The sequence below is a fragment of the Azorhizobium caulinodans ORS 571 genome (assembly GCF_000010525.1).
Taxonomy (GTDB): Bacteria; Pseudomonadota; Alphaproteobacteria; order Rhizobiales; family Xanthobacteraceae; genus Azorhizobium; species Azorhizobium caulinodans.
In genome coordinates this window covers 1,729,662-1,752,950 of record NC_009937.1, presented here as the reverse complement: position 1 = coordinate 1,752,950, position 23,289 = coordinate 1,729,662, and the positions used below count along the sequence as shown (strand labels likewise).

23 protein-coding genes, 1 tRNA gene and 1 riboswitch are annotated in these 23,289 nt (G+C 65.9%); of the genes, 12 read left to right on the top strand and 12 right to left on the bottom strand.

Going from position 1 to position 23,289, the window contains the following annotated elements:
* The first annotated feature begins 51 nt into the window (after positions 1-51).
* Positions 52-801, top strand: a complete 750-nt coding sequence (locus tag AZC_RS07950; RefSeq protein WP_012170068.1) for an arginyltransferase — start codon at positions 52-54, stop codon at positions 799-801.
* 44 nt (positions 802-845) lie between these two features.
* A complete protein-coding gene (locus AZC_RS07945; RefSeq protein WP_012170067.1) occupies positions 846-1,529 on the top strand; it encodes a MarC family protein in 684 nt (227 codons plus the stop codon).
* A 12-nt stretch (positions 1,530-1,541) separates the two neighbouring features.
* Here AZC_RS07945 and AZC_RS07940 read toward each other — a convergent pair whose 3' ends face one another.
* The gene (locus AZC_RS07940; protein ID WP_012170066.1) at positions 1,542-2,144 is read right to left on the bottom strand and encodes a histidine phosphatase family protein; all 603 of its coding nucleotides are present in this window, start codon (positions 2,142-2,144) and stop codon (positions 1,542-1,544) included.
* A 90-nt stretch (positions 2,145-2,234) separates the two neighbouring features.
* A riboswitch (cobalamin riboswitch) is annotated at positions 2,235-2,310 on the top strand.
* 57 nt (positions 2,311-2,367) lie between these two features.
* On the opposite strand from AZC_RS07940, the gene AZC_RS07935 reads away from it, so the two are divergent.
* The 8 genes from AZC_RS07935 to AZC_RS07900 all read left to right on the top strand — a co-directional run bounded on the left by AZC_RS07935 (position 2,368) and on the right by AZC_RS07900 (position 8,431).
* Positions 2,368-2,586 carry a CbtB domain-containing protein gene (locus tag AZC_RS07935; protein WP_043879063.1) on the top strand — a complete coding sequence of 73 codons (219 nt, stop codon included), beginning with the start codon at positions 2,368-2,370 and terminating at the stop codon, positions 2,584-2,586.
* A 78-nt stretch (positions 2,587-2,664) separates the two neighbouring features.
* Positions 2,665-3,474 carry a CbtA family protein gene (locus AZC_RS07930; protein WP_012170064.1) on the top strand — a complete coding sequence of 270 codons (810 nt, stop codon included), beginning with the start codon at positions 2,665-2,667 and terminating at the stop codon, positions 3,472-3,474.
* A gap of 228 nt (positions 3,475-3,702) precedes the next feature.
* The gene (gene meaB, locus AZC_RS07925) at positions 3,703-4,662 is read left to right on the top strand and encodes a methylmalonyl Co-A mutase-associated GTPase MeaB (RefSeq protein ID WP_148209819.1); all 960 of its coding nucleotides are present in this window, start codon (positions 3,703-3,705) and stop codon (positions 4,660-4,662) included.
* Positions 4,663-4,666: 4 nt separating this feature from the next.
* Positions 4,667-5,290 (top strand): pyroglutamyl-peptidase I, encoded by a 624-nt coding sequence (locus AZC_RS07920; protein ID WP_012170062.1) that lies wholly within the window; start codon positions 4,667-4,669, stop codon positions 5,288-5,290.
* Complete coding sequence (locus AZC_RS07915; RefSeq protein WP_012170061.1) at positions 5,287-6,240, top strand: sulfite exporter TauE/SafE family protein; 954 nt, start codon at positions 5,287-5,289, stop codon at positions 6,238-6,240. The genes AZC_RS07920 and AZC_RS07915 overlap by 4 nt, the downstream gene beginning before the upstream one ends.
* Positions 6,237-6,998, top strand: a complete 762-nt coding sequence (locus AZC_RS07910) for a TIGR02186 family protein (RefSeq protein ID WP_012170060.1) — start codon at positions 6,237-6,239, stop codon at positions 6,996-6,998. Before AZC_RS07915 ends, AZC_RS07910 begins: the two co-directional genes overlap by 4 nt.
* Positions 6,999-7,452: 454 nt before the next feature.
* Positions 7,453-8,256: an enoyl-CoA hydratase-related protein gene (locus tag AZC_RS07905; protein WP_012170059.1), complete on the top strand. Its 804-nt coding sequence runs from the start codon at positions 7,453-7,455 to the stop codon at positions 8,254-8,256.
* A gap of 100 nt (positions 8,257-8,356) precedes the next feature.
* Positions 8,357-8,431, top strand: a tRNA-Gln gene (locus AZC_RS07900).
* A 456-nt stretch (positions 8,432-8,887) separates the two neighbouring features.
* On the opposite strand, the gene AZC_RS07895 is transcribed toward AZC_RS07900, so the two are convergent.
* The 6 genes from AZC_RS07895 to AZC_RS07875 form a co-directional block, all read right to left on the bottom strand.
* Positions 8,888-9,616, bottom strand: a complete 729-nt coding sequence (locus AZC_RS07895; RefSeq protein ID WP_012170058.1) for a ParB/RepB/Spo0J family partition protein — start codon at positions 9,614-9,616, stop codon at positions 8,888-8,890.
* Positions 9,613-10,173: a ribonuclease H family protein gene (locus AZC_RS07890; RefSeq protein WP_012170057.1), complete on the bottom strand. Its 561-nt coding sequence runs from the start codon at positions 10,171-10,173 to the stop codon at positions 9,613-9,615. Before AZC_RS07890 ends, AZC_RS07895 begins: the two co-directional genes overlap by 4 nt.
* 420 nt (positions 10,174-10,593) lie before the next feature.
* The gene (locus AZC_RS07885; protein WP_043879062.1) at positions 10,594-11,253 is read right to left on the bottom strand and encodes a recombinase family protein; all 660 of its coding nucleotides are present in this window, start codon (positions 11,251-11,253) and stop codon (positions 10,594-10,596) included.
* Between the two features lie 55 nt (positions 11,254-11,308).
* Positions 11,309-11,605 carry a BRO-N domain-containing protein gene (locus AZC_RS26410; RefSeq protein WP_420794823.1) on the bottom strand — a complete coding sequence of 99 codons (297 nt, stop codon included), beginning with the start codon at positions 11,603-11,605 and terminating at the stop codon, positions 11,309-11,311.
* A 557-nt stretch (positions 11,606-12,162) separates the two neighbouring features.
* Positions 12,163-13,107, bottom strand: coding sequence for a DUF6236 family protein (locus AZC_RS25455; protein ID WP_148209818.1), 945 nt, complete (start codon positions 13,105-13,107; stop codon positions 12,163-12,165).
* 249 nt (positions 13,108-13,356) lie between these two features.
* A complete protein-coding gene (locus AZC_RS07875) occupies positions 13,357-14,772 on the bottom strand; it encodes a tyrosine-type recombinase/integrase (RefSeq protein WP_012170055.1) in 1,416 nt (471 codons plus the stop codon).
* A gap of 270 nt (positions 14,773-15,042) precedes the next feature.
* On the opposite strand from AZC_RS07875, the gene AZC_RS07870 reads away from it, so the two are divergent.
* The gene (locus AZC_RS07870) at positions 15,043-15,639 is read left to right on the top strand and encodes a D-sedoheptulose-7-phosphate isomerase (RefSeq protein ID WP_012170054.1); all 597 of its coding nucleotides are present in this window, start codon (positions 15,043-15,045) and stop codon (positions 15,637-15,639) included.
* A gap of 218 nt (positions 15,640-15,857) precedes the next feature.
* On the opposite strand, the gene AZC_RS07865 is transcribed toward AZC_RS07870, so the two are convergent.
* Together AZC_RS07865 and AZC_RS07860 are read right to left on the bottom strand one after the other, a co-directional pair.
* Positions 15,858-16,541, bottom strand: coding sequence for a sulfite oxidase-like oxidoreductase (locus AZC_RS07865; RefSeq protein WP_043879060.1), 684 nt, complete (start codon positions 16,539-16,541; stop codon positions 15,858-15,860).
* 121 nt (positions 16,542-16,662) lie between these two features.
* Positions 16,663-17,667, bottom strand: coding sequence for an LLM class flavin-dependent oxidoreductase (locus tag AZC_RS07860; RefSeq protein WP_012170052.1), 1,005 nt, complete (start codon positions 17,665-17,667; stop codon positions 16,663-16,665).
* 312 nt (positions 17,668-17,979) lie between these two features.
* Between AZC_RS07860 and atzF the strand changes: the two genes are divergently transcribed.
* Positions 17,980-19,755 carry an allophanate hydrolase gene (gene atzF / locus AZC_RS07855; RefSeq protein ID WP_012170051.1) on the top strand — a complete coding sequence of 592 codons (1,776 nt, stop codon included), beginning with the start codon at positions 17,980-17,982 and terminating at the stop codon, positions 19,753-19,755.
* 30 nt (positions 19,756-19,785) lie between these two features.
* On the opposite strand, the gene AZC_RS07850 is transcribed toward atzF, so the two are convergent.
* The 3 genes from AZC_RS07850 to AZC_RS07840 are packed head-to-tail and all read right to left on the bottom strand — an operon-like array spanning position 19,786 to position 23,177.
* On the bottom strand, positions 19,786-20,748 hold the full coding sequence (locus AZC_RS07850; RefSeq protein WP_012170050.1) for an NAD-dependent epimerase/dehydratase family protein: 963 nt from the start codon (positions 20,746-20,748) through the stop codon (positions 19,786-19,788).
* A gap of 49 nt (positions 20,749-20,797) precedes the next feature.
* Entirely contained in the window at positions 20,798-21,538 is a 741-nt protein-coding gene (locus AZC_RS07845) for a glycosyltransferase family A protein (RefSeq protein WP_012170049.1), read from the bottom strand.
* A 1-nt stretch (position 21,539) separates the two neighbouring features.
* A complete protein-coding gene (locus AZC_RS07840) occupies positions 21,540-23,177 on the bottom strand; it encodes a glycosyltransferase family 4 protein (protein WP_043879059.1) in 1,638 nt (545 codons plus the stop codon).
* Between the last annotated feature and the right edge of the window lie 112 nt (positions 23,178-23,289).

Sequence of the window (23,289 nt, the reverse complement as noted above, 5' to 3'; positions counted from 1 at the left end):
GACCGACTCGATTCGTGGATGCGATGCTGTGGCATCCGAGGCTTGGGTGCCGTGACCGAACATTCGCGCGACACGCCGCAATTCTATCTGACCGCCCCCTCCCCTTGCCCCTATCTGCCGGGGAAGGAGGAGCGGAAGGTGTTCACCCATCTGGTGGGTGAACGCGCGGGTGCGCTCAATGACGTGCTCACCCAGGGCGGCTTCCGGCGCAGCCAGTCCATTGCCTACCGCCCCGCCTGCGAGGGCTGCCGGGCGTGCATCTCCGTGCGCATCTGCGTCGATGACTTCGTGCCCTCGCGCTCCTTCCGCCGCACGCTGAAGGAGAATGAGGATCTCATCGGCGCCTTGCGCCCGCCGAGCCCCACCTCCGAGCAGTATGGCCTCTTCCGCTCCTACGTGACGTCCCGCCACGGCTCCGGCGGCATGGCGGACATGAGCGTGCTCGACTACGCCATGATGGTGGAGGACACCCATGTGCAGACCCGGCTGGTGGAATATCGCCGCCGGGGGCCGGACAGCCGCATCAACGGGCGCGGCACCGGCGACCTGTTCGCCGTCGCCCTCACCGACATCCTCGGCGACGGGCTGTCCATGGTCTATTCCTTCTACAATCCGAACATTCCCGAGCGTTCGCTCGGCACGTTCCTGATCCTCGACCACATCGCCAAGGCCAAGGAGATGGGCATGCCCTATGTCTATCTCGGCTATTGGGTGAACGGTTCGCGCAAGATGGACTACAAGCGCCGCTTCCTGCCGCAGGAGCGTCTTTCGCCCCACGGCTGGGAGCGCGTGGACGAATAGTCGAAGGTCCTTCAAAACCTTAAAGACCAAGGCCGGGGAGCGGCTTGAGCCAGTTCATCAACATCTTCGTGGCGGTCTTCGCCGCCCTCTTTCCCATCGTGAACCCGCTCGGCGGCGCGCCCATCTTCTATGAGATGACCCGCGCCTGCGCGCCGCAGGTGCGCGCCTCGCTGGCGATGAAGGTGGCCATCTACGGCTTCATCCTGCTGGTGGTTTCTCTGGTGGCGGGCTCGCGCATCCTCACCTTCTTCGGCATCAGCCTGCCGGTGCTGCGGGTGGCGGGCGGGCTCGTCGTCACCTTCGTCGGCTGGAACATCCTGCATCAGGGAGACGCGAGCGCGGAGAAGGCGCCGGACGCCACCGCAACGCGGGACGTGGACGTCCTGCGGGTGGAGCAGCAGGCATTCTATCCGCTCACCATGCCCCTTACGATGGGCCCCGGCTCCATCGCCACCGCCATCGCGCTCGGCTCGCAGGGCACGTTCAATCCGGCGGACGGCTACGGCCATATGATCATCGAGGCCATGGGGGCGCTCTCGGGCATCGCGGCGGTCTCGGCCTCGGTCTATTTCGCCTATCGCTATGCCAGCGATATCGAGCGCTTCCTCGGGCCCAACGGCACCAACGTGCTGGTGCGCCTGTTCGCCTTCATCCTGCTCTGCATCGGCATGCAGATCATGTGGCTGGGCATCCGCGATCTCGTCGCAAGTCTGCCCGTCCACGGCTGACCGGCGCCCGGTTCAGGCCTCGCCAGCTTCTGCCGCCGCGCGACCGAGCGGCGCCGCGAAGGTGAGGAGGTTCCAGGCCCCTCTGCCGCCACGCAGTTCCGTCAGCGTCAGCGGCCGCACATCGAGCCGCCAGAAGGTCTCCGGCGGCAGATCGAGCGCTGCGACGACCATCGCCCGGACCACGGCGGGATGGGTAACGGCCAGCACGCGCTCGCTGTCCCGCTCCCGCTGAAGATCATCGATCCAGCCGCGCAGACGCGCCAGAAGCGTCAGCAGGCTCTCGCCGCCATGGGGCGCCGCTTCCGGATCATTCCGCCAGCGAGACACGGCGGCGGGTTCCGCCGCAGCCAAAGCATCAAAACCAAGCCCGCGCCAGCGGCCACAGTCCCAGTCCGCCAGCCGCTCCTCCCGTAAAGCCGCAAGCCCCGCGGCTTCGGCCGTCTCCCGCGTCCGTCGCTCCGGCGCACACCGGAGCAGGTGGGCGCGCGGCAGAACGGACGGCAGCGCGCGGGCGGCCATGAGCGCGCCGGCTTCCAGAGCCTCGTCCGCCGGAAAGGCCGCGGCGCGCAGGGCGGGCGTCATTCCGTGGGAGAGGAGGAACAGGCGGCGGGTCATTTTCCTGTGTCTCCGGACGCTGCGGCAGGGGAAAACCGCGATTGACACGAGTCGGCGCCGGGTAACATAGTCGCATCTCGTCTGCGGATCGGAAGCCGGTGCAAACCCGGCGCGGTCGCGCCACTGTGATCGGTTCCGCAACCTTGAGCGGGGCCGAGAGCCAGACCTGGTCCGCACGTTTTCACTTCTCCCATTTCGGGACGCGTCATCCCCGGAGAGACCCATGGCCTCGATCGCTTCCTCCGACATCCTCGTCCGCCCCGCAGCCACGCCCATCCCGGTGGGCGAAATCCTGCCCTGGGCCGTCTTCGGCGGCCTGATGCTGCTGCTCGCGGTCTATTTCGTCGGTGCCGAACAGGGCGCGACGGCCATCTTCTCCGGCACCTCCGTGCACGAATTCGTCCACGACGGCCGCCATCTCCTCGGCTTCCCCTGCCACTGATCCAGGCCTCCCGCCTGACGACACGCTGCTGCGTCCCTGCGGACGCGGCCACGCTCCTCTTTGAGCCGGGGATTTCCCATGGTTGGTTCTCTTCTTTTGCGCGGGATGCTGGTCGGCGTCCTCGCGGGTCTCGTCGCATTCGGTTTCGCGCGCCTCTATGGCGAGCCTCAGGTGGCGCTCGCCATCGCCTTCGAGGAAGCGAGCGGCGGCCACAGCCACGCGGAGCCCGCGCCGGCCGCCGCGCACAGCCATGATGGCCATGCCCACGCGGGCGAGGCCCACGACCACGGCCCGGCGGCCGCCGACGAAGAGGTCTTCAGCCGCGCCACGCAGGCCGGTCCCGGCCTTCTGGTGGCTCTCACCGTCTATGGCGCCGCCATGGGCGGGCTGCTCGCGCTGGTCTTCGCCTTCGCCAACGGTCGGCTCGGCGCGCTGTCGCCGCGCGCCGTGGCCTCCCTGCTGGCGCTCGCCGCCTTCGTCGCGCTGGTGCTGGTACCGGGGCTGAAATATCCGCCCAACCCGCCGGCGGTGGGCGATGCCGCCACCATCGGCCTGCGGACTCGGCTGTTCTTCCTCATGCTTTCGGCGTCCCTCATCGCTCTGGTGGGCGCCGTCGCGCTCGCCCGCCGCCTGGCCGCCCGCAACGGGGCCTGGAACGGCAGCCTCATCGCGGCGCTGGCCTATGTGGCGGTGATCGCCGGCGTCATGGCCCTGCTGCCCGCCATCGACGAGGTTCCGGACGGGTTTTCGGCCAGCCTCCTATGGCAGTTCCGCCTGTCGGCGCTCGGTCTTCAGGCGGTGCTGTGGGGGGTGATGGGCATCGCCTTCGGGGCCTGGGTGGAATATGCGCCCCTCTCCTCGCGGCCCCGCCTCGCCCCGGCGCACTGAACGGCACTCCCCGAAAAGCATCGATCAGGAGCCTCATCGGGGGTTCCCTTCGCGCCTGCGGGAGGGCACCCTGCGGGCCCGCCTGAACCGGGCCCGTTGATAGAAGCGCGCAGGGAACCACGGGAGGCCTCTCCTCCCGCCCCCTGCGCCCAAGGTCTGATGCCGCCGATGGACGCCTCTCCGCCCCTCGCTTCACCGCCGGCCCCGGCGCCCGATGCAGCAGACGCCATGCTGGCCGAACAGGTGGCGCGCGGCGAGCGGGCGGCGCTGGCCCGCGCCATTACCCTCATCGAGAGCCGACGGCCGGACCATCGCCGCCGGGCGGAAGCCCTGCTCCAGACGCTGCTGCCCCGCACCGGGAATGCAGTGCGCGTCGGCATTACCGGCGTGCCGGGTGTCGGCAAGTCCACCACCATTGATGCCCTCGGCAGCCATCTGACCGCCGCCGGGCACAAGGTGGCGGTGCTGGCGGTGGACCCCTCCTCCACCCGCACTGGCGGCTCCATCCTCGGCGACAAGACGCGCATGGCGCGGCTCGGCACCGATCCCAATGCCTTCATCCGGCCCTCGCCCTCCGGCGGCACGCTGGGCGGCACCGCCGCCAAGACCCGCGAAACCATGCTGCTGTGCGAGGCTGCCGGCTTCGACGTGGTGCTGGTGGAGACGGTGGGCGTGGGCCAGTCGGAGACGGCGGTGGCCGATCTCACCGACACCTTCCTGGTGCTCATGCTGCCCGGCGCGGGCGATGAACTGCAGGGCATCAAGAAGGGTGTGCTGGAACTCGCCGACATCGTGGCCGTGAACAAGGCCGATGGCGACAACCTGCCCCGCGCCCGCGCGGCGGCGGGCGAATATCGCGCGGCGCTGCATCTGCTCGGCGCCCGCCAGCCCTTCTGGTCGCCGCGCGTTCTCACCTATTCGGCCCTGACGGACGATGGCGTCGCGCAGGTGTGGGAGGCCGTTCTCGACCATCGCAAAGCGGCCGAGGCCGCCGGCGCGCTCGCGGCGACCCGTCAGGCCCAGCAGGTGCGCTGGATGTGGACCCTGCTCCAGGAGCGCCTCGCGGAAAAAGTACGGACGGATCCCGCCATCAAGGCACGGCTCCCCGGCCTGGAACGCAGCGTCGCCGACGGCACGCTCGCCCCAACCCTCGCGGCGAACGAGATCGCCGCCTTGCTGGGGCTTTGAGCCAATGGCGCTGCCGCTCCGCGTGCTCATCTGCGGCTTCGGCCCCTTTCCCGGCGTGCCATCCAACCCCTCCGGACGCCTCGCCGGCAAGCTCGCCCGGCTGCGACGCCCCGCGCTGGCGGGTCTCGACGTCCGCCTGAAGCTGCTGCCCACCACATGGGAGATGCTGCCGCAGGTGGCGGACTGGATTTCGGACGAAGCACCGGACGTGGTCCTCATGCTGGGTGTCGCCGCGCGCCGCAAACGCCTGTGCGTGGAAACGCGGGCCGTGAATGCCACGAAGGACGCGCCCGATGCCCTGCGCCGCCATCCGGTCGCCCGGCGCCTCAGGTCCGACGCGCCCGGCGTGTTGCCGGCCCCAGTCCGGCCAAGGCATCTCCAGGCGGCGCTGGGCCGCCGGGTCCCAAGCGCGCTCTCCCGCGACGCCGGCCGCTATCTGTGCAACGCGCTTTCCTTCGAGACATTCGCCGCCCTCAGGGCGCATCAGCGCGACACTCCGGCCGTGTTCATCCATCTGCCGGGCGTGCCGAAGGGGCGGCGGGCCGCTTATGACACAGCCCATCTCGCCGCGCTGGGCGACCTGCTGGTGGCGCTGGTGGGCGCGGCGCGGAAAACCGCCCTCCCATGACCATCTACCTGCCCATCGCCGAACTGCCCGTCGCCATGTTCACCCTGTTCGCGCTCGGGGCAGCGGTGGGCTTCGTCTCCGGCATGTTCGGTGTGGGCGGCGGCTTCCTCATGACGCCACTGCTGCTGTTCATCGGCGTGCCGCCGGCTGTGGCGGTGGCGAGCGTCTCCACTCACATGGCCGCCTCCTCCTTCTCCGGCGCCCTGTCCTATTTCCGCAAAGGCATGGTGGATCTGCAACTGTCCGGCATGCTGCTGATGGGCGGCCTCACCGGGACGGTGGTCGGCGTCGGCACCTTCACGGTGCTGCGGGCCTATGGGCAGGTGGATCTCGTCATCGGCATCTCCTACGTGACGCTGCTCACCACGCTCGGCCTGCTGATGCTGACCGAAAGCGTGCGCGCCATCGCCCGGACACGCGCCGGACAGGCGGCACTGGTCCGCCGGCCGGGGACGCGAGCCTGGTTCCTGCGCATGCCGTTCAAGATGCGCTTCCGCCGCTCGCGCATCTATGTGTCGCTGCTGCCAGTGGTGGGCCTTGGCCTCGTGATCGGCTTTCTCGGCGCCCTGCTCGGCATCGGCGGCGGCTTCATTCTGGTGCCCGCGCTCATCTATATGCTGCGGGTGCCGACCCAGACGGCGGTGGGCACCTCGCTCGTCATCACCCTCGTCACCATGTGCATCGCCACCATCCTCCAGGCGACCGTGAACGGCACGGTGGATGCCGTTCTGGCGCTGATCCTGATGCTGGGGGGCACCGTGGGCGCACAGTTCGGCGCCCGCGCCGGACAGGGCATGCGGGCCGAGCACCTGCGCCTGCTGCTGGGCCTGCTGGTGCTCTGTGTCGGCCTGCGCGTCGGCTATGACCTCGTGCGCACGCCGGCCGATCCCTATGCCGTCAGCGTTCAGGAGGCCCGTGGCCTCTCGCCGGCACGGAGTGTCCAGCCATGAGAGCACTCGCGGCGATGCTGCTGGGTCTCGCCCTGGCGTGCGGCGCGGGCCGCGCCCATGCCGAACGGCTGGTGCTCTCGCCGTCGCAGGCGGACGTGCGCATCTCCTCCAATTTCGCGGGCGTCGAGCTCGTGCTGTTCGGCGCCATCGAGGGTGCGACGCCCGGCTCTTATGATGTGGCGGTGACGGTGCGCGGCCCGCACGAGACGGCCGTGACCTGGCGCAAGTCGCGCCTGCTGGGGCTCTGGATCAATACCGACAGCCGCACCTTCATCGACACCCCGTCCTATCTCGCCGTCGCAACCAGTCGTCCGGCGGCGGAGATGGCACCGGCGGAACTGCTGCGCCGGGAGCAGATCGGCCTGTCACGGAACATCTTCATCCAGCGGGTGGGGCCGGACTTCGCCGACGTGGTCACGGACGATCCGTTCCGCGCCGCCTTCCTGCGGATCAAGGAATCGGAAGGGCTCTACGAGGAGCAGCCGCAGGGGGTGAGCTTCCTGTCGCCCAGCGCCTTCCGCGCGACATTCGCCTTGCCGGGACGCGCCCGCACCGGCCGCTATGAGGTGGTGGCAAAGCTGCTGCGGGACGGGGTTCTCGTGGCCGAAGCCCGTACGGCATTCGAAATCCGCAAGGCGGGATTTGAGGCCAGGATGGCCGGATTTGCCGAGAATGAAGGCTTTTTATACGGCCTCGCGGTTGTATTTGCGGCACTTTCCGTCGGGTTCGGGGCCAATGTGGTGTTTCGTCGCGATTAAAAAACACGCACCTATCCCAGTCCCCGCTACCGCCGCTCGGTCGCGGAGGAATGCTGAAATGCATGACTTTTCTTTCGCGACGCTTGAGCTTTGAACGAATGGTGCAAAGCGGCGAGATTTTCCTTGCAGGAATGATCGCGGCAGGTTGTATAGCGAAGAACATCCGGTGCATCGCTGACGCGCCGCGAGCTTCGGGTACCAAGCCCTGACCGGTGCCCGTAGGGGTGGGACGGTGCCTTTCTAGAGGGCGCCGTCCCATCTTCCCTGAGCTCCACATCCCGATATTTCCCAGCCCAATCGTCCGCCCTCAGCCTGTCCCCAAGGCCGCAGGGGGGTGGCAGGCTGCGCACATTCCGGGCATATGGAGGCGTCGGCACCGGGCAGGCATCGTCCCGGCGCCACCGCACGAAGCCCGCGCCCTGTCTTGGAGCGCGGCCAGGACTGAGGGGGCACCATGACGTCCGCACCCGCGCCGGCCTCAAGCGCCGTTTTCGTCACCGTGGAGGGCGGCATCGCCCGTCTCGTCCTGTCCAATCCCCAGCGCCGCAATGCCATCTCGAGCGGCATGTGGAAGACGCTGGCGGACTTCGCCGCCGAGGCGGGAGGCCGCAGCGACATCCGCGCGGCGGTGATCCGGGGTGAGGGCACGCTGGCCTTCTCGGGCGGGGCAGACATTTCCGATTTCGACGCCGCGCGGGCGGACGCCTCCGGCGCGCAGACCTATGACGACGTGGTGGAAGCGGCCTGTGCCGCCTTCCAGGCCCTGCCCTTTCCCACCCTCGCCCTCGTGCACGGGGCCTGCGTCGGTGCCGGTGCGGCGCTTTCCGCCTGCTGCGACCTGCGCCTTGCGGCGACGGACGCCTTCTTCGCCATTCCTGCCGCGCGCCTCGGCCTCGGCTATGATCCGCGCGGCGTCTCCCGCCTCGTGCGTGCCTTCGGCCCGCAAGCCGCTCGGCTGATGCTGTTCACCGCCGAGCGCCTGCCGGCGGAGCGCGCCTTCGCCCTTGGTGCCGTGGACGAGATCGCCGCCGCGGACGCGGTGGACGCGGCCGCAGAGCGCCTGCTGTCGCGCATGGCCGAGAATGCCCCGCTGACGCTGAAGGCGGCCAAGCTCGCCATCCGCGCCGCAGAGGGTGCGGGCGGCGGCGCCTTCGCGGAGGCCCGGCGTCTCGCCGCGGCCGCCAATGCCAGCGCGGATTATCGTGAGGGCCGGCTCGCCTTTGCCGAGAAACGCGCCCCCCGCTTCAAGGGCGCCTGACCGGCCCGCCCGCATCGCCGCGCATGCGGCCTGTGGGTTGTGCCACGGGAACGGGTTGCGCGCCGACGGCGGGTGCGGATATGGTCCCGGCCCTGCGCTTTGGGGCGTAGCCAAGTGGTAAGGCAGGGGATTTTGATTCCCCCATTCCCAGGTTCGAATCCTGGCGCCCCAGCCAGAGCTTTTGTTTGGAAATTTTTCCTTTAAAATCAACTATTTAAGCCAGAGCCTGCGCACTCTGGTAGCCCACCGGTAGCCCAAGCTGGTAGCCCACGCACGCCCGCCAAGCTCTGTGTGCTTTGGGCGTTGGTCCGGAAGGTGCCTTGCTGATCCCGACCGCCGCCTGACCGGCCCATCACACTCACAGGACCTGTAGCGTGATGCGATCACAGGATTGCATCCGTCCTCCCCTATTCGAGCCACTGGGCATGTTCACCTGATTTACATACGAAGCGGATCGGGTCGGCATTGATAATGGCCATCCGCCCCGAAACGAGGTGGCCTCTCGAACTTGGCCCGCGAAGCTGGACGCCCGCAGACCACAACGCGCGATGCAGACAGAGGAATTTTCGCCTTTCAAAACAAAAGGTTGACGGCCGATTTGTTGCCTCGACCGTCAACCGTTTACAAAAGCTCAGAAGTCGTCGTCTGCGAACCCGTCCGTTGCTGGCACCGGCTCCCAAGGTGCAGCCGCCTCGATGCGCTCAAGAGCTGCCCGCAGTTCGGCAATGACCTGTCCGCGTCGGAGCGGATCGGTGATCCCGCGAGCGTGCGCGACAACCTCACCAATGGCATTTCTCACGGCCATCTCACGGCGCTCCTCAACGTCCACCACGGCCAGACCTCCTTCATATCGGGGTTCATCCTCGGCTCTTCCCATCTGCCGCCGGATGTGCGGGAAGTCCTCCGCCATCCACTTCAGAACCCCGGCATGGGAGATAAGGCCGTGAAGGTCGGACGAGATTTCGCGGGATGACTTGATCCGCCTGCGTCCCTTCAGATGCTGCCCCGCGCGAACGTAGGCCCGAAACACGTTCCGCCGTTCACTTCGCTTCAGGGGCACGCCGTGCCGTAGATTGGCCTCTGCGGCGAGCCACGGAAGCTCGGCCTCAGGAGGATCAATCAGGAGGGCAGGCAGGGCAGCGATTCCCGCCAGCTTTGCCGCATGAACCCGGTGCCAACCGTCGATGACCACGGGTGCTCCGTCTACCCGAGCGATGGTGATGGGAGGCAGTTTATGGCCCGTCCGCATCGCATCGGCATATCGCCGGATAGCACCGTGATCGAGCGCAAGGCGCGTCTGGTACTCTCGGTCGAGGATGAGGTCATCCAGCGCGACCCTCACGTGGCTGCCGCCGGTCACGATGCTTCACCTGCGCACAGCAGCGTGTGGGGCAGCGAGACAGGGGCAACACGGGCAGCCGCTTTGGACGCCTCCGCTCTCGCGAGCATGTCGGCAAGCTCATTTCCGGGGTCCCCCGCATGTCCCCGAACCCACGCGAAGCGAACGCCGGGCCTGTCATCGGATAGCCGGTACAACGTCCGCCAGAGGTCTGCATTGGCAACCGGCTGGCCTTTGCTGTTGCGCCAGCCTCTGCGCTCCCATCCAGAACGCCAATCGGACACGCCTTTGACGACATACTCACTGTCGCAGCGGATCACGCCCGCCGCATCCATCGGGAGCACATTGAGGGCCTCGATGGCAGCCCGCAGTTCCATCTGGTTGTTGGTGGCCCATGGCTCCGATCCCGCGAAGGTCTGCGGGCCTCCATGAGGCGGGATGACGAGAACCGCCCAACCCGCAGGGCCAGGGTTTTGGAGCGACGAGCCGTCCGCGTACACCACGAAGGCGTCAGCTTGCGGCTTCTCTCCGAGCAACTTCGAGGAGGGGGATGGCGTTGGTTGAAGATGTCCTTCCATGTGATGGTCCATGACAATGGGCGGGTTCGCGCGTTGGTCGCGACCCGCTGGGTGTTGGTGATTGTGGGTGGGATTTGCGCGTGCAACAGATTCACACGCACGCTTGAGGAAAGATGCGCGAGGCAGGCCAACGGCCGGGGCATCTGCCTCCGAGGGCCTGTTGTCCCCCTGAAAGTGAGTGGCAATCGTCTCGGCAGAAGACGATGAGGCCGTTGGTGCAGTGACTGCACTTCTGGGCGTGTCCCCGGCAGGGCCGGAGGTCAGGCACCGCCTCTCGACACCGCCAACGGCTCCGATGATCGTCCCTCGGGGAGCCCGCCCTTCCCTCTGAAAGTGGGGGAGAATTGTCGTCGTTGCGACCGCCGTTGCATCGGTGCAGTCACTGCACGTCGTGGCTGGACACCCCGACAGGACGGGAGGTCAGACACCCAGTCTGTCGAGGAGCCTGCCCACGCTTGCCGCGTGCCAACGGCCTCCCCGTGGCGTCTCCACGCCTGCGCTGTTGAGGGCGTCCGCGATGTCCCGCAGGCTGGCATTCGCCTCCCGCAGTGGCCGGACGATGCCGTCGAGCTTCGACGCCCGCGCATCGGCATTCGCCTTGAGGACGGCGTTTCGCTTCATCGTCGCGTCTCTCAGTCCCCCAAGCTTCTGGCCTCGGGCCTTGGCCTCCCGGAGGGCTGCTTTCGTCCGCAGGGAGATGAACTCCCGCTCCTGTTCCGCCAGAGCGGCATAGATGTGGAGCTGGAACTTGTCCGCGTGGGGCATGGAAGCGACCCGCAAGGTGAGCTTGGGGTCATCCATCAGCGTGGCGATGAGGGACACCTTCCGGGACAGCCGGTCGAGCTTCGCCACCAGAAGGGTCGCCCTCGACCGCTTCGCCAGATCGACGGCCCGCCACAACTCGGGCCTGTCGCTGTTGGCGCCGCTCTCGATCTCGACCACGTCGGCCACCACCTGCCAAGGCTCCGGGCTGTAGGTGTCGAGATAGATGCGGATGTCGCGTTCTTGGGCTTCAAGGCCAAGGCCGCTCTTGCCTTGGTCCTCGGTGGAAACGCGCTTGTAGGTCACATACCGGATCACGCCCGGTCCTCCATTCACCGAACGGAGGCAGGCTAGCCAAGGAGTGTATCAAACGTCAAGGTTGGTTGTGCATGTTCCCTATCGGCGCTTCATTCCTTGCCTTCGATCCTGCACCGCCAACACGAGCAGTCGCCAGATCGCTTCGGATGGCCGGCAGGACCTCGCGGGCCTTCCAATCTCGGAAGGCGCGGGCGTCCGGCTTCTCAGACCGGATGATGAGCCGATAGAGCCCGCTTTCGGAGATGCAAGTCGTGCCCCTGTTAGGGAAACTCGTAGGAGCATCTGAGTGGACACTAGACTTGGGGACGAACCGTGTTTCGCCCTCAAGAAGCCCTCTCAAGCAACGCCTCACGGTGCCCTTACCGGCACTGAAGGCATTCCGAGCGCCCGGCAGACATCAGCGGCCACGCACCACGGCTCGCCGTCGATGGTGAGCACCCGGATGGATAGATTTAGGAAGCTGTCTTCCCAAGATGCAGCCGCGCCTCGGTTCACGAGGCTAACTTCATTCTGATTGACGTTACGCAGCGCCAGTTACTTCCCTCCGTGCGGCTTCAGCCACCCCAAGCCCGGCTGTTCGCCCTGCGCCGTTGGGAGGTGCGGGCGCAGGCGTGGGGGAGTTGGCGAGTTCAGTGCAGTGACTGCACTTTTGCGGGACGCGGCAAGACTCTTCGCAACGATTGAGGAGGTCCGGGCCAGACGCCGGTGAAGTCCGTCTAGCTCGGTAAGCCCTGCATCGGCACTCGCTCGCGCCCACGCACGCGGAGGCCGCCCCCACGGGGGAATTTCGGCCGCGCATCAGCGCGTTAGCGTCTCAGATTTTTGCACCAGAATGTCCGAGCCCTACGGACCCACCTCAACCCGTGGGGGGAGGACTGCCAGCAAGATAGGCAGTCCCCGCACCGCAGATCAAAACACCTCGTTGTGGAAGTGGTAGACATAGCGGTATGGGCCGAGGCGAGGGCGCAAGCCCCTCCATTCAAAACCATCGAAGGACCACTTAACGGCAGGCGCTGTAGCTGTAGCCGCAGCGCCCATCCCTGCCAAAATCGCACCTGTGACGGGAAGCCCCACGCTCTGAGCTGCACCAAAGCCGCCAATTCCACCAATAAGGGTAACCAGCGGCCGGACCTCATAGGTGGGCTTGAAATTCGTTAAGCGCATAGGGAAATGCCACTCCTTGCCGAGTCTAAGCACATCCGCGCAAGCCACATCGACCTTTCTTACGTTTTCCTCCAGTTTAGCCTTGGGATCGTCCGCCGCTCCGATTTGCGCGAACAAGCCGTCTATCTCCGATCGGAGATGCATAAGCTCGTCATGGCGCTTCGCTTTGAACTCCAAAATATCGGCCAATGGGACGTCTTTATTGGGTACGGGGATTGCCCGAACCAATTCAACCTCTGCGGATTTGCCATTGACAAGCTGGCCATCTAACAGAAGAAACGAATTCTGCCCCTGCGCCAGAGACCATTTCCCCGGCTCTCGACTATCCAGCTCTTGAAAGGCCATTATTTGCGTCTTGGCCATACCCTGAGCAACATCGCCATTAAAGCTGTAAGATGGCCGACTAAGAACACCGGCGTCTTCGAGAAATTGCTCATCTGGACCACTTGAAAAATAAACCATCCTCGAACTAGGCCAGACCAACTTATCCCAATACAACAATGCAGCCCTCAGCTCTTGTACATCCAAGTTGCTACTCTTGGCGAAAAGGCTAGTACCCTGAATTTCAATTGGATTACTGACAACCAAACCTTTAACATCACTATCCATACCAAGTTGATTTTTCTGTCGCCTTTTAGCCTCTCCCACTTGTCCCTCCCATACGCCTTGATATTGGGTAAGATTAATCACGGCACCCTGCTTGACAAGGCAGCACCCTCAGAAACGCAAAAAGAGCCCCGTAGAGCCCCTTCCGCCGGTCGGCTAGCGGGTTAGTAGCGGGGCGACTCAATAGGGCCTGTACGGCCTCGCCTGAGTCGGCCCGTAGGATGGGCCATAATAGGGCTGCGGCTGAAGCTGCTGAATGGCCCGTTGCGCCTCCCAAGCCTGCGCTGCTACGTCTGATAGCGTCACTGGTCCACCGCCCCGACACCAAGCCATTCACTCGACCAGACAGCCCGTGGGTAGCTGCACCGCCTCCACCACAGCCCGCATCTGCTGCACGAGCGGCCCTTCCGAATAGCGCCCGAGGGTCATGCCCGACCTCTTATGACCGACCAGAGCCTCGATGAAGTGAACAGGCTGATGGGCCTGCTCAGCCTTGGTGACGAACCAGCGCCGGAAGCTGTGAAAATCCACGCGGGACTGACGGGCTGCTTTCGGCACATCGTCCACGCCAATCTTCCTCCGGTATGCGGTGAATGCCTTCACCACCTTCTGCGACCGCTCGATGGGTGAACCGGGCTTGGGGATCGGCAGCTCTGGGAACAGCGGCGCGGATGGAGCCTTGTCCTTCGTCCGCCGGGAAACGATGCCATCGAGCGCAGGATGAATTGGCACCATGCGCACGCCCGCCTTCGTCTTGGCCTCGGTGATGTCGAAGCAGCCGTTGAAGATGTCGGCGACGGTGAGCCGCGCAATCTCCTCCACGCGCATCCCCGAGAGTGCGGCAATCGCCATCATGTCGCGAAGAAGAACGCTCGGCGCCCCACCGAACAGCGCCCTCATCTCGTCATCTGTGTAGGGCCGCTTTGCTTCGGCCTTCGGAGGCTCACGCTTCGCCAGAGACTGCCGCGCCCAGACATTGTCCTCGACGTGCCCTTTCCGCTCCAGCCACTTCCAGAAGGACGAAAGGCAGGAGATGTCCTTGTTGGCGGTGCGCGGGTTCACTCCGGTCTCGACGAACGATTCCGTGATGTACCTTCCGGCAAGCTTTCTCGTGATCCGCTCGACGGCCGCCGTCTCGTTCTTCACCGTCAGCCACGAGGTGAACTTGAGAGCCGCCCTGCGATAGTCGGTCTGCTGTCGTGGCTTCATTGGCCTCTCGGCCAACCATTTGTCGATCATCGGCAGGATTGGGGTCGCCTTGCCCTTGGCGATGGCATGAAAGTCATCAGCCTTCTTAAGCCCCTCCTTCCGCGCGATCTCCTCGGCCCGATCACGCAGTAAAGAAAGGGTGACGTCCCTCGCATCCTCGGTCACGTCGTCGTCATCGTAAATGAAGGGGCCGGGATCAGCCTCGGCAACAGCAATGCTCTCCCGCCACTGAAGGGCCTCCTCAATAAGGGGATCTGAAACAAGGCCGGCCCGGCTCTTGCGTTGCTCCTCCGCCCGCTGAAGCCGAGCCTTCATGTCAGCGACGATCCTGAACTTCTCCCGGTTGGCGATGGCGAGGCTGTCCGTGTGCAAGGGGACCTTCAGATGCGCTTTTCCGACGATGTGGCGCAGCCTGTCGGGCACCTTGATGACCACAATCCATTGGTTGCCATGCTTCTTGAGATAGCGCCTGTCCAGACCCATCGGAGCCGCCTTCGATTCCTCCCGGTAGCCCACGGGTAGCCCAATCTGGTAGCCCATCTCAAGCCCTGAAATTCAACATTTCCAACGCTTTCAACGCCTCGACACTTCTCACCCTGATGTTCCTGGCGCCCCAGCCAGAGCTTCCGCACTTTCGCAATCCGACCCTTCTTGCGGCAGATAAGCCCGTGGTGCGCGTGCGGTCCGGGGCTGGATTGCGCATTCACAATCCCCATTTATAACGACGCTCCGACGGAGCGTGGTGCGCGTCAGGCGGGACGTTGAAGAACAGGATCGGGCCTGAGGATCGGCTCGGCCGAGGGGGATTGCGTGCAAGCCAAGTCCGCGGAGCGAAGCCAGACCATCGCCTCTTATTTTGCCGAATCCGCTCGTGTGATCGCCAGCCTCGACGCCCTGAGCTCGAATGTGGAACGGGCAGCCGACGCCTGGGTCTCGGCCCTCTCCACGGATCGCAAGGTCATGTTCTGCGGCAATGGCGGATCGGCGGCCGATGCGCAGCATCTCGCTGCGGAAATCATCGGCCGCTACAGGATCGACCGCGCCCCCATGGCGGCGCTCTCCCTGACCGTGGACACCTCCGCCCTGACGGCCATCGCCAATGACTATGGCTATGACACCGTCTTCTCGCGGCAGGTGCTCGGCCTTGGGCGGCCCGGCGACGTGCTGGTGGGGCTGTCCACCAGCGGCAACAGCCGCAATGTGGTGAAGGCCTTCGAGGCGGCTCGGGAAATCGGCGTCGTCACCATCGGCATGACAGGCGAGCAGCCGGGCCTGATGGGTCCGCTCTCGGACATCCTGATCCCCGTGCCGCACAAGGTGACGAGCCACATTCAGGAAGCCCACATCGTTATCGGACATCTCATCTGCGGGATCGTCGAGACGACCCTCTGCGCCCCGAAGCCTTGATCCCCGCTGGAGAAAGAGGCCGCCCGGCGGCGCTGCCGCCGAGTTACGTCGAGCCCTATCCGCCGGCCCATCGGGCTCACGAGACAGGCCCGACATAAGCCGGCAGGGACCGTCCAGCGCCGGACCTTCCCAGGCGAGCGCCTCCCGAAACGCCCCGCTCCGGCCTCGACACGGCCCGGTCGGTGAACGCCTGACCTTCCGCGACCCGCGCCGCCCGCTCACTCCGAATAGCGCTGCTCGGTCCAGGGATCGCCGCGCTCGTGATAGCCGCGCACTTCCCAGAAGCCGAGCCGATCGGCAGGGATGAATTCGATGCGCTTCACCCACTTGGCGCTCTTCCAGAAATAAAGATGCGGGATCACCACCCGCACCGGACCTCCATGGGCGCGCGTGAGCGGTTGCCCCTCCCAGGAATGGGCCAGAAGGGCGTCCTCGGCGGCGAAATCCTCGATGGGCACGTTGGTGGTGTAGCCGTCATAGGAATGCATCACCACGAAGCGCGCGCTCGGCAGCGGCTCCACCATGGCCATGAGGTCGCGGGTGAGCAGGCCATCCCAGCGATTGTCATAGCGCGACCAGGTGGTGACGCAATGGATGTCCGTCACGAGATCGGATTGCGGCTGCGCCTTGAAGGCAGACCAGTCCCAATGCGCGGGATGGGCCACCAGGCCGTCCACGTCCAGCGCCCAGGCGTTCAGCGGGACTTCGGGCTGCAGCCCAAGGTCGAGGACCGGCCAGTCCTTCACCAGATGCTGGCCGGGCGGCAGGCGGTCCTCGCCCGTCCGGGCGACACGCCCGGTGAGGAAGCGGCCTTCCCGCGCCCATTTCTGCTTGGTCGCGGTCAGCTTGCTCTCGGGCAGGTCCGGTGCCGTTTCGGGCGCGTCGGGGCGGACGTCGGTCATGGCTCTCTCCCGCACGGGGCGCACTGCGGCGCAGCGGCGCGTTTCCCAGTCATGGTCCATCCTAGCATGCGTCGCGCGCGCAGCCTTGTACGCACGCACGATTTGCGGCTGGACGCAGCGCTCAGGACAAGGCCGGCACCGGCGCCGCGATATCGAGGGTGCTCAGGATTTCGTAGGACCGCAGACGGGCGGAATGGTCGAAGATGGCGGAAGCCACCATCAGTTCGTCCGCCTGCGTCTCGGCGATGAGGGCCTTCAGTCCGGTTTCCACGGTCGCCGGCCCGCCGACGATGGCCCGCCCGAGCATGCCCTGCACCTGCACCTTCTCCATCGGCGTCCAGTAGGTCTCGATATCGTCGATGGGCGGGGGCAGCTGGCCGCGCGTGCCGCGGAACATGTGGGTGAAGCTCTGCTGGGTGGAGGTGAAGAGGCGCCGCGCCTCGGCATCCGTCTCCGCCACCACCACCGGCACGCCCACCATCGCATGGGGCTTCTGCAACTGGCGCGAAGGCTCGAACCGGGCGCGATAGGTGTCCAGCGCCTGGATCAGAAGCTCCGGCGCGAAATGCGAGGCGAAGGCATAGGGCAGGCCCAGCATGCCGGCGAGCTGCGCACCGAAGAGGCTGGAGCCGAGAATCCAGAGCGGCACCTCGGCACCCGTACCGGGCACCGCCCGCAGCCGCTGGTCCGGCTGAGCCGGACCGAGCAGGGCCTGAAGCTCCAGCACATCCTGCGGGAAGGTGTCGGCGGCGCGCGGATCGCGGCGCAACGCGCGCATCGTCCATTGGTCGGTGCCCGGCGCGCGACCGAGGCCGAGGTCGATGCGACCGGGATAGAGGGCCTCCAGCGTGCCGAACTGCTCGGCGATCACCAGTGGGGAATGATTGGGCAGCATGATGCCGCCAGCACCCACGCGAATCTTCCGCGTGCCGTCGGCCAGATAGCCGATGACGACCGAGGTCGCGGCGCTGGCGATGCCCACCATATTGTGGTGCTCGGCCACCCAGAAGCGATTGTAGCCCCACCCTTCCGCATGCTGGGCAAGATCGAGGCTGCGCTGGAGCGCATCGCGAGCGGTCGCGCCCTGTGGAATGGGGGCAAGATCAAGAATGGAAAGCTTGGTCATTGAAAGGTCCCGCGCCAGCCCCCGCTTTCCTTTCAGATCAGATCACGGGCGCTGTTTTGCAAGGGCGACGAAGCAATTGCGAAAATCACGCGAACCTGCATGCAACACGCATTCAACAGCCTTTTTTATAGACAATTGCCCACTGAACAGCCACGGGGCCATGCGCAAAATTAAAGCTACTACCCCACTCAAGGATGCCTGACCATCTCATGCAAGCCATTGAAAATAAATATAAAAATATGCATCTCCGTGCAATCTGTCACGCTGGCGCGGTTCGTGCTTGGGCGGGGCTAGGTCATTGCAGGAGCCCTCATGGACACCGTCGCTTCCCTTCTCGCCGCCTATCGGGGCGGCCAACGGACCCCGAGCGACACGGTGCGCGCGACCTATCGACGGATTGCCGAGCACGCCGACCCTGCCCTCTTCATCACCCTGCGGCCGGAAGCGGACGTGCTGGCGGAAGCCGCCGCGCTGGAGGCGCACCACGATGCCGCCCTGCCGCTCTACGGCATTCCGGTGGCGGTGAAGGACAATATCGACGTCGCCGGCCTGCCCACCACCGCCGCCTGCCCGGCATTCGCCTATGACGTACAGGCCGATGCCGCCGCCGTGGCGCGGCTCAAGGCGGCGGGCGCGCTCATCATCGGCAAGACCAATCTCGATCAGTTCGCCACGGGCCTCGTGGGCGTGCGCTCGCCCTATGGCATCCCGCGCAACGTCTTCAAGCCGGAGCTGGTGCCCGGCGGCTCCTCCTCCGGCTCGGCCAGCGCGGTGGCCGCGGGCATCGTGCCCATCGCGCTCGGCACCGACACCGCCGGATCTGGCCGCGTGCCGGCCATGCTCCAGAACATCGTCGGATTGAAGCCGAGCCTTGGACTCGTGCCCAGCCTCGGCCTCGTGCCCGCCTGCCGCACGTTGGACTGCATCTCCATCTTCGCGCTGACGGTGGACGATGCCATGGCCGCGCTGGAGGTGATCGGCGGCTTCGAGCCCACGGACGCCTTCTCCCGCCCGCATACGGTCGGCGCCCTCGGCCCCATGCCGGCCGCCCCCACACTGGGCGTTCTGCCCGCGGCGCAACGCGAATTCTTCGGCGACGCGGATGCCGCCGCGGCTTATGCAGGCGCCCTCGACCGCCTGAAGGCGCTGGGAGCCACGCTGAAGGAGATCGATTTCTCGCCCTTCGCGGAAACCGCACGCCTGCTCTATGAGGGCCCGTGGGTGGCCGAGCGCTGGCTCGCTGCCGAGACACTCATGACCACCAATCCGGACGCGGTGCATCCCGTGACCCGCGCCATCACCGAGGGCGGGGCGAAGCCCACGGCGGCGGATGCCTTCCGCGCCCTTTATCGCCTGCAGGAACTGCGCGCCGTCGTGCGCCCCGTGCTGGCCGGTCTCGACGCGCTCGTCGTACCGACCGCTCCCACCGCTTACACCGTGGACGAGGTGCTGGCCGATCCCATCCGCCTCAACTCGCGACTCGGCACCTACACCAATTTCGTCAACCTGCTGGACCTGTGCGGCACGGCGGTCCCCGCCGCCATCGCGGCCTCCGGCGTGCCCTACGGCATCACCTTCCTCGCCCCGGCGGGACAGGACGCGGAGGTCGCCTCGCTCGCCCGGGCCTTTGCGGCCGATACCGGCCTGCCCATGGCCGCCAGCGCGGAGAGGCCCGCATATCCCCCGCTCGCCCCGCCCGCCGATCCCGATCGCTACGAGATCTGCGTGTTCGGCGCGCACATGTCCGGCATGCCGCTCAACGCGGAACTGAAATCCTTCGGAGCCCGCTTCGTCACCGAAGTGGAAACAGCGCCTGTCTATCGCATGTCGCTCGTGGAAGGCCCCCGCCCCGGCGTGGTGCGGGTGAACGAGGGGGGCGCGAGCCTCAAGGGCGAGATGTGGTCCCTGCCCTATGAGGGGGTCGGCCGGCTCGTGGGCGCCATCGTCTCCCCCCTCGGCCTCGGCACCGTGGAACTCGCGGACGGACGCACCGTGACCGGCTTCCTCTGCGAAGCCGCCGCCACGCACGGCTGCCCGGACATCACCGCCTTCGGCAGCTTCCGGTCGTATGTTGCCTCAGTGGAGTGAGACGGAGAGGGGCAGCATGCCCCCCCCTTTTCACCGCAATGAAGAGAAGGCGTGACCCGCCGCCAGATCGGCGAGGGTGAGCCTGATCCCTTCCGCAAAGCTGAGCCGCGGCCGCCAACCGAGGGCGGCGTGCGCGGCGGAGATATCCAGAACGCTGACCGGCACGTCGTAGGGGCGTGCCGGCTCGTAGCGCACATCCAGCGGCCGGCCGAGTTCCGTCTCCAGTTCCGCGATGATCGCGTTGAGGGTCACGCCTTGCCCCGAGCCGATGTTGAAGGTGTGCGACGCGCCAACACTGTTGGCGCAGGCCAGCGCCACCAGCCCCGCCGCAGCGTCGGCGATGTGGACATAATCGCGCACCACCTCGCCATCACCCCAGATGACGATCTGCTCATTATTGATGGCCCGAGCCAGAAAGGTGGTCGCCGCCCCCTGCCCGCGCGCCAGGTTCTGACCCGCACCGAATGGATTGGAGAGGCGGGCGATGCGCGTGTCGAGCCCATGGAGATTGCTGTAGGTGGAGATATACAGCTCGGCGGCAGCCTTGCCGGCACCATAGGCGTTCAGCGGACTGAGCGCATGATCCTCTCGCACCGGCACGCGGTGCAGACGCCCGTAGACCGTGCCACCCGACGACGAGAAAACGAGGCGCCGCTTCCGCTCTTCCTGACGGGCCCGCATCGCATCCAGCAGGGCGATGGTCGGCAGTACGTTGCCCTTCATGTCGGCGCCGGGATCGGCATTGGCGGAAGACGGGATCGACGCCCAGGCATAATGATGGATGACGTCGATGCCGGCGATCAGGTCATCCCAGTCTGCGGTGGCAAGATCGAACGGACTCCAAGCGATGGAGCCGGCCACATCGTCATCAAATCCGAAGGACAGCGGCACCCGGTCCGCCAGGATGACCTTATGTCCCGCCCGTGCCAGCAGGATCGCCACATGGCGTCCGATAAAGCCACAGCCCCCCAGAATGAGATGGTGCTCGACCATGTCTTGGTAATCCGTCGTAATTGTTCAGGGTGGGCGCCGGCGGAAGACGTCAGGAAGCCGGAGAGCGTCCCAACCCGATGATGGCGTCGGGCCACGGCAGGCCCGATACGCGCTCGACGGCCTCCATCTGCGAACCACGGCGCGCCCTCTTGAAATGCATGGTGCCAGGCACGGGCTTATGCGCGACGCCATTGCGCAGCGTCATGACGTTCCAGTGCCAGTCCTCGTGCCCAAAGCCGAGGCGCAGGTCGTTCGCCCGAAAGGGAAAGCGGCGGTAAATTTCGGTCCGCGCTATGGTCAGCGCATCCCAGAAATTCCCCCACGCCAGATAGGCGCCATCGCAGAGCGCGATCTCGGAATCCGTGTGCCACCAGAGCATGCGCTTACCGCCGAACACCAGATTGCAGGCGGAATGGGCGATGGTGTCCGGACGCGCCGTGATCTGGGCAAAGCCTGCCTTCAGCCAGTTGGAGGACCAGAGGTCGTCGGCATCGAGGAAGGCCACCGTCGTACCCCTGGCCTCGGCCACGCCCCGGTTGCGCGCACCGCCGGGATCGCCGGCGTCGGAGATCGCGTAGCGCGCGCGGTCCCCAAGCGCCTCGCGCAACACGGAACTGGTGAGCTCGTCGGCCCGGTCCAGCACCACCACGATCTCGCATCTCAGGCCGCCCCGCTCGGCCTCGGCAATGGCCGCCTCGGCACTCTTCGCGGACTGCCCGGCGATGATCCCCTCGCCATGAGCAGTGATGACAACCGTGATATCCACCGGCGCATCGGTCGTCTGTGGCATCTCAAATCTCCTCGATGGCGCGCAGATAGGTGGCGGGCGCATGCCGCTCCGCCACGCGCGCCTGCAGTGCGGCGGTGCGCGCCCGGCGCCCGTCGGCATCTGCCAGCATCTGCCTGATCGCCCGCTCGTATCCCGCGACGCCCTCAGATGGCGACACCAACCAGCCCGTTGTGTCGTCGATCAGTTCGGGCACGCCCCCCACCGCACTGGCCACGATGGGCATGCCGATGGTGCCGAGCTCGATCAGGATCGTGGGTAGTCCATCCCATTCGGCCGTGTAGAGCCAGCCGTCCGCGTCAGCGAGAGGCAGCTCGTCGTAATCGGCAAAGGGCGGATGCATGTTCATGTTCTTGGGCAGGGATGACAGGTCGGGCGGTGCATCGAGCACGGCCTTGCCCCAGCAGTCGAACTGGACATCGGGCATGACCTGCGCGAGCTCGATCACGAGATCGAACCGCTTCTGACGATCCAGCCGCCCGCCCCACAGGATACGCGGCCGCTCCCGCGTGACGCTGCTCGCGATCTGCTTCTCAACCACGGATTCGCGCACAGGCATCCGTGCTGGCGTATAGACCGTGCGCATGCGGGCCCGCATTTCCGCAGGCAACTCGTAACGATCCGTCAGAACCTTCACCAGATATTCGGTGTCAAAGATCGCAGTTTGGAGATGGGGGAGAATATTCGCAAAATACCAGATCGGATATCCAACCTCGTTGCCGTGCGGATCGCGGTCGGCGCAGAAATAATAGGAATAAAGCTTGGACGTCACGGCAAGGCGCGCGCCATACTCCACCATCATGTCGAACGCCAGACGGCTGTTGACGTTGAAGATGCGCCGCGGGGCGATCTGCTGGAGGATGACATAAAGCGCCCGGGTTCGACGATGGATCATCGCCAGATCACCGGAAATGTCGATCGCAGGCGCCTCCGGCGGATACCAGTCGGGCCGGTCCCAATCGGGCAGGTCGGTGCGCAGGATCAATGTGCGGCCGAGGCCCGCCAGGGCCGTTGCGAGCACACCGCCCACGAGATCGGCACCACCGAGCTTGCCGAAAGGCACCAGAACCACGGCGTCGAACTCGCCACCGGGTATCTTGTCCATGGCCTGGCGCACCGCACGGTATTCCGTGTCCTGGAAAGGCGTCAGATAGCCCATCTCGTGCCCGGTCAGGGATCCCACTTCCGGGTCGATGGCCGCAGCCTCGGCGACCAGCGCGGCCATTTCGCGGGATCCGCAGAAGCGATCCATATGCGCAAGCGCAAGGCTGCTCGCCTGATCCCGCTCAAGGATGGAGATCAGGTCCGCCACCTCTCCCGGCGCCACGTGGAAAAACATCGGACGGGGCTCGGCGCACGCGGATGCCGGGGGCGGAGGCGCGAGCGTGACCGCAGTCGAAACCGAGGGATCAATCTCCTGCACGGCCGGCGCAATATGGACCCGCACGGCCCGGGCCAGTGCTGCCCGCTCCCGGCGCTTCCGGCGGGAATTCTTCATCCGCATCACGAAGTCGCGGGGGGCATTTCTTATCTTCTTGATCAGTTGCCGGATGAGCCACTTTGAACGATGACTTTTCCGCTCGTAATCAGCGACGATCGCGCGCAGCCTCGCGATTTCCTCCTGCTGATCGAAAGCGGACATCACCTAACTCCCCCGAACCCGATACCTAGCTGCATTAATCCCACCGGACATAACCGAACTGCCGAAGTCGATCCAGTGGGTATGATCCACACCCCAAAATGATTAATCTTTC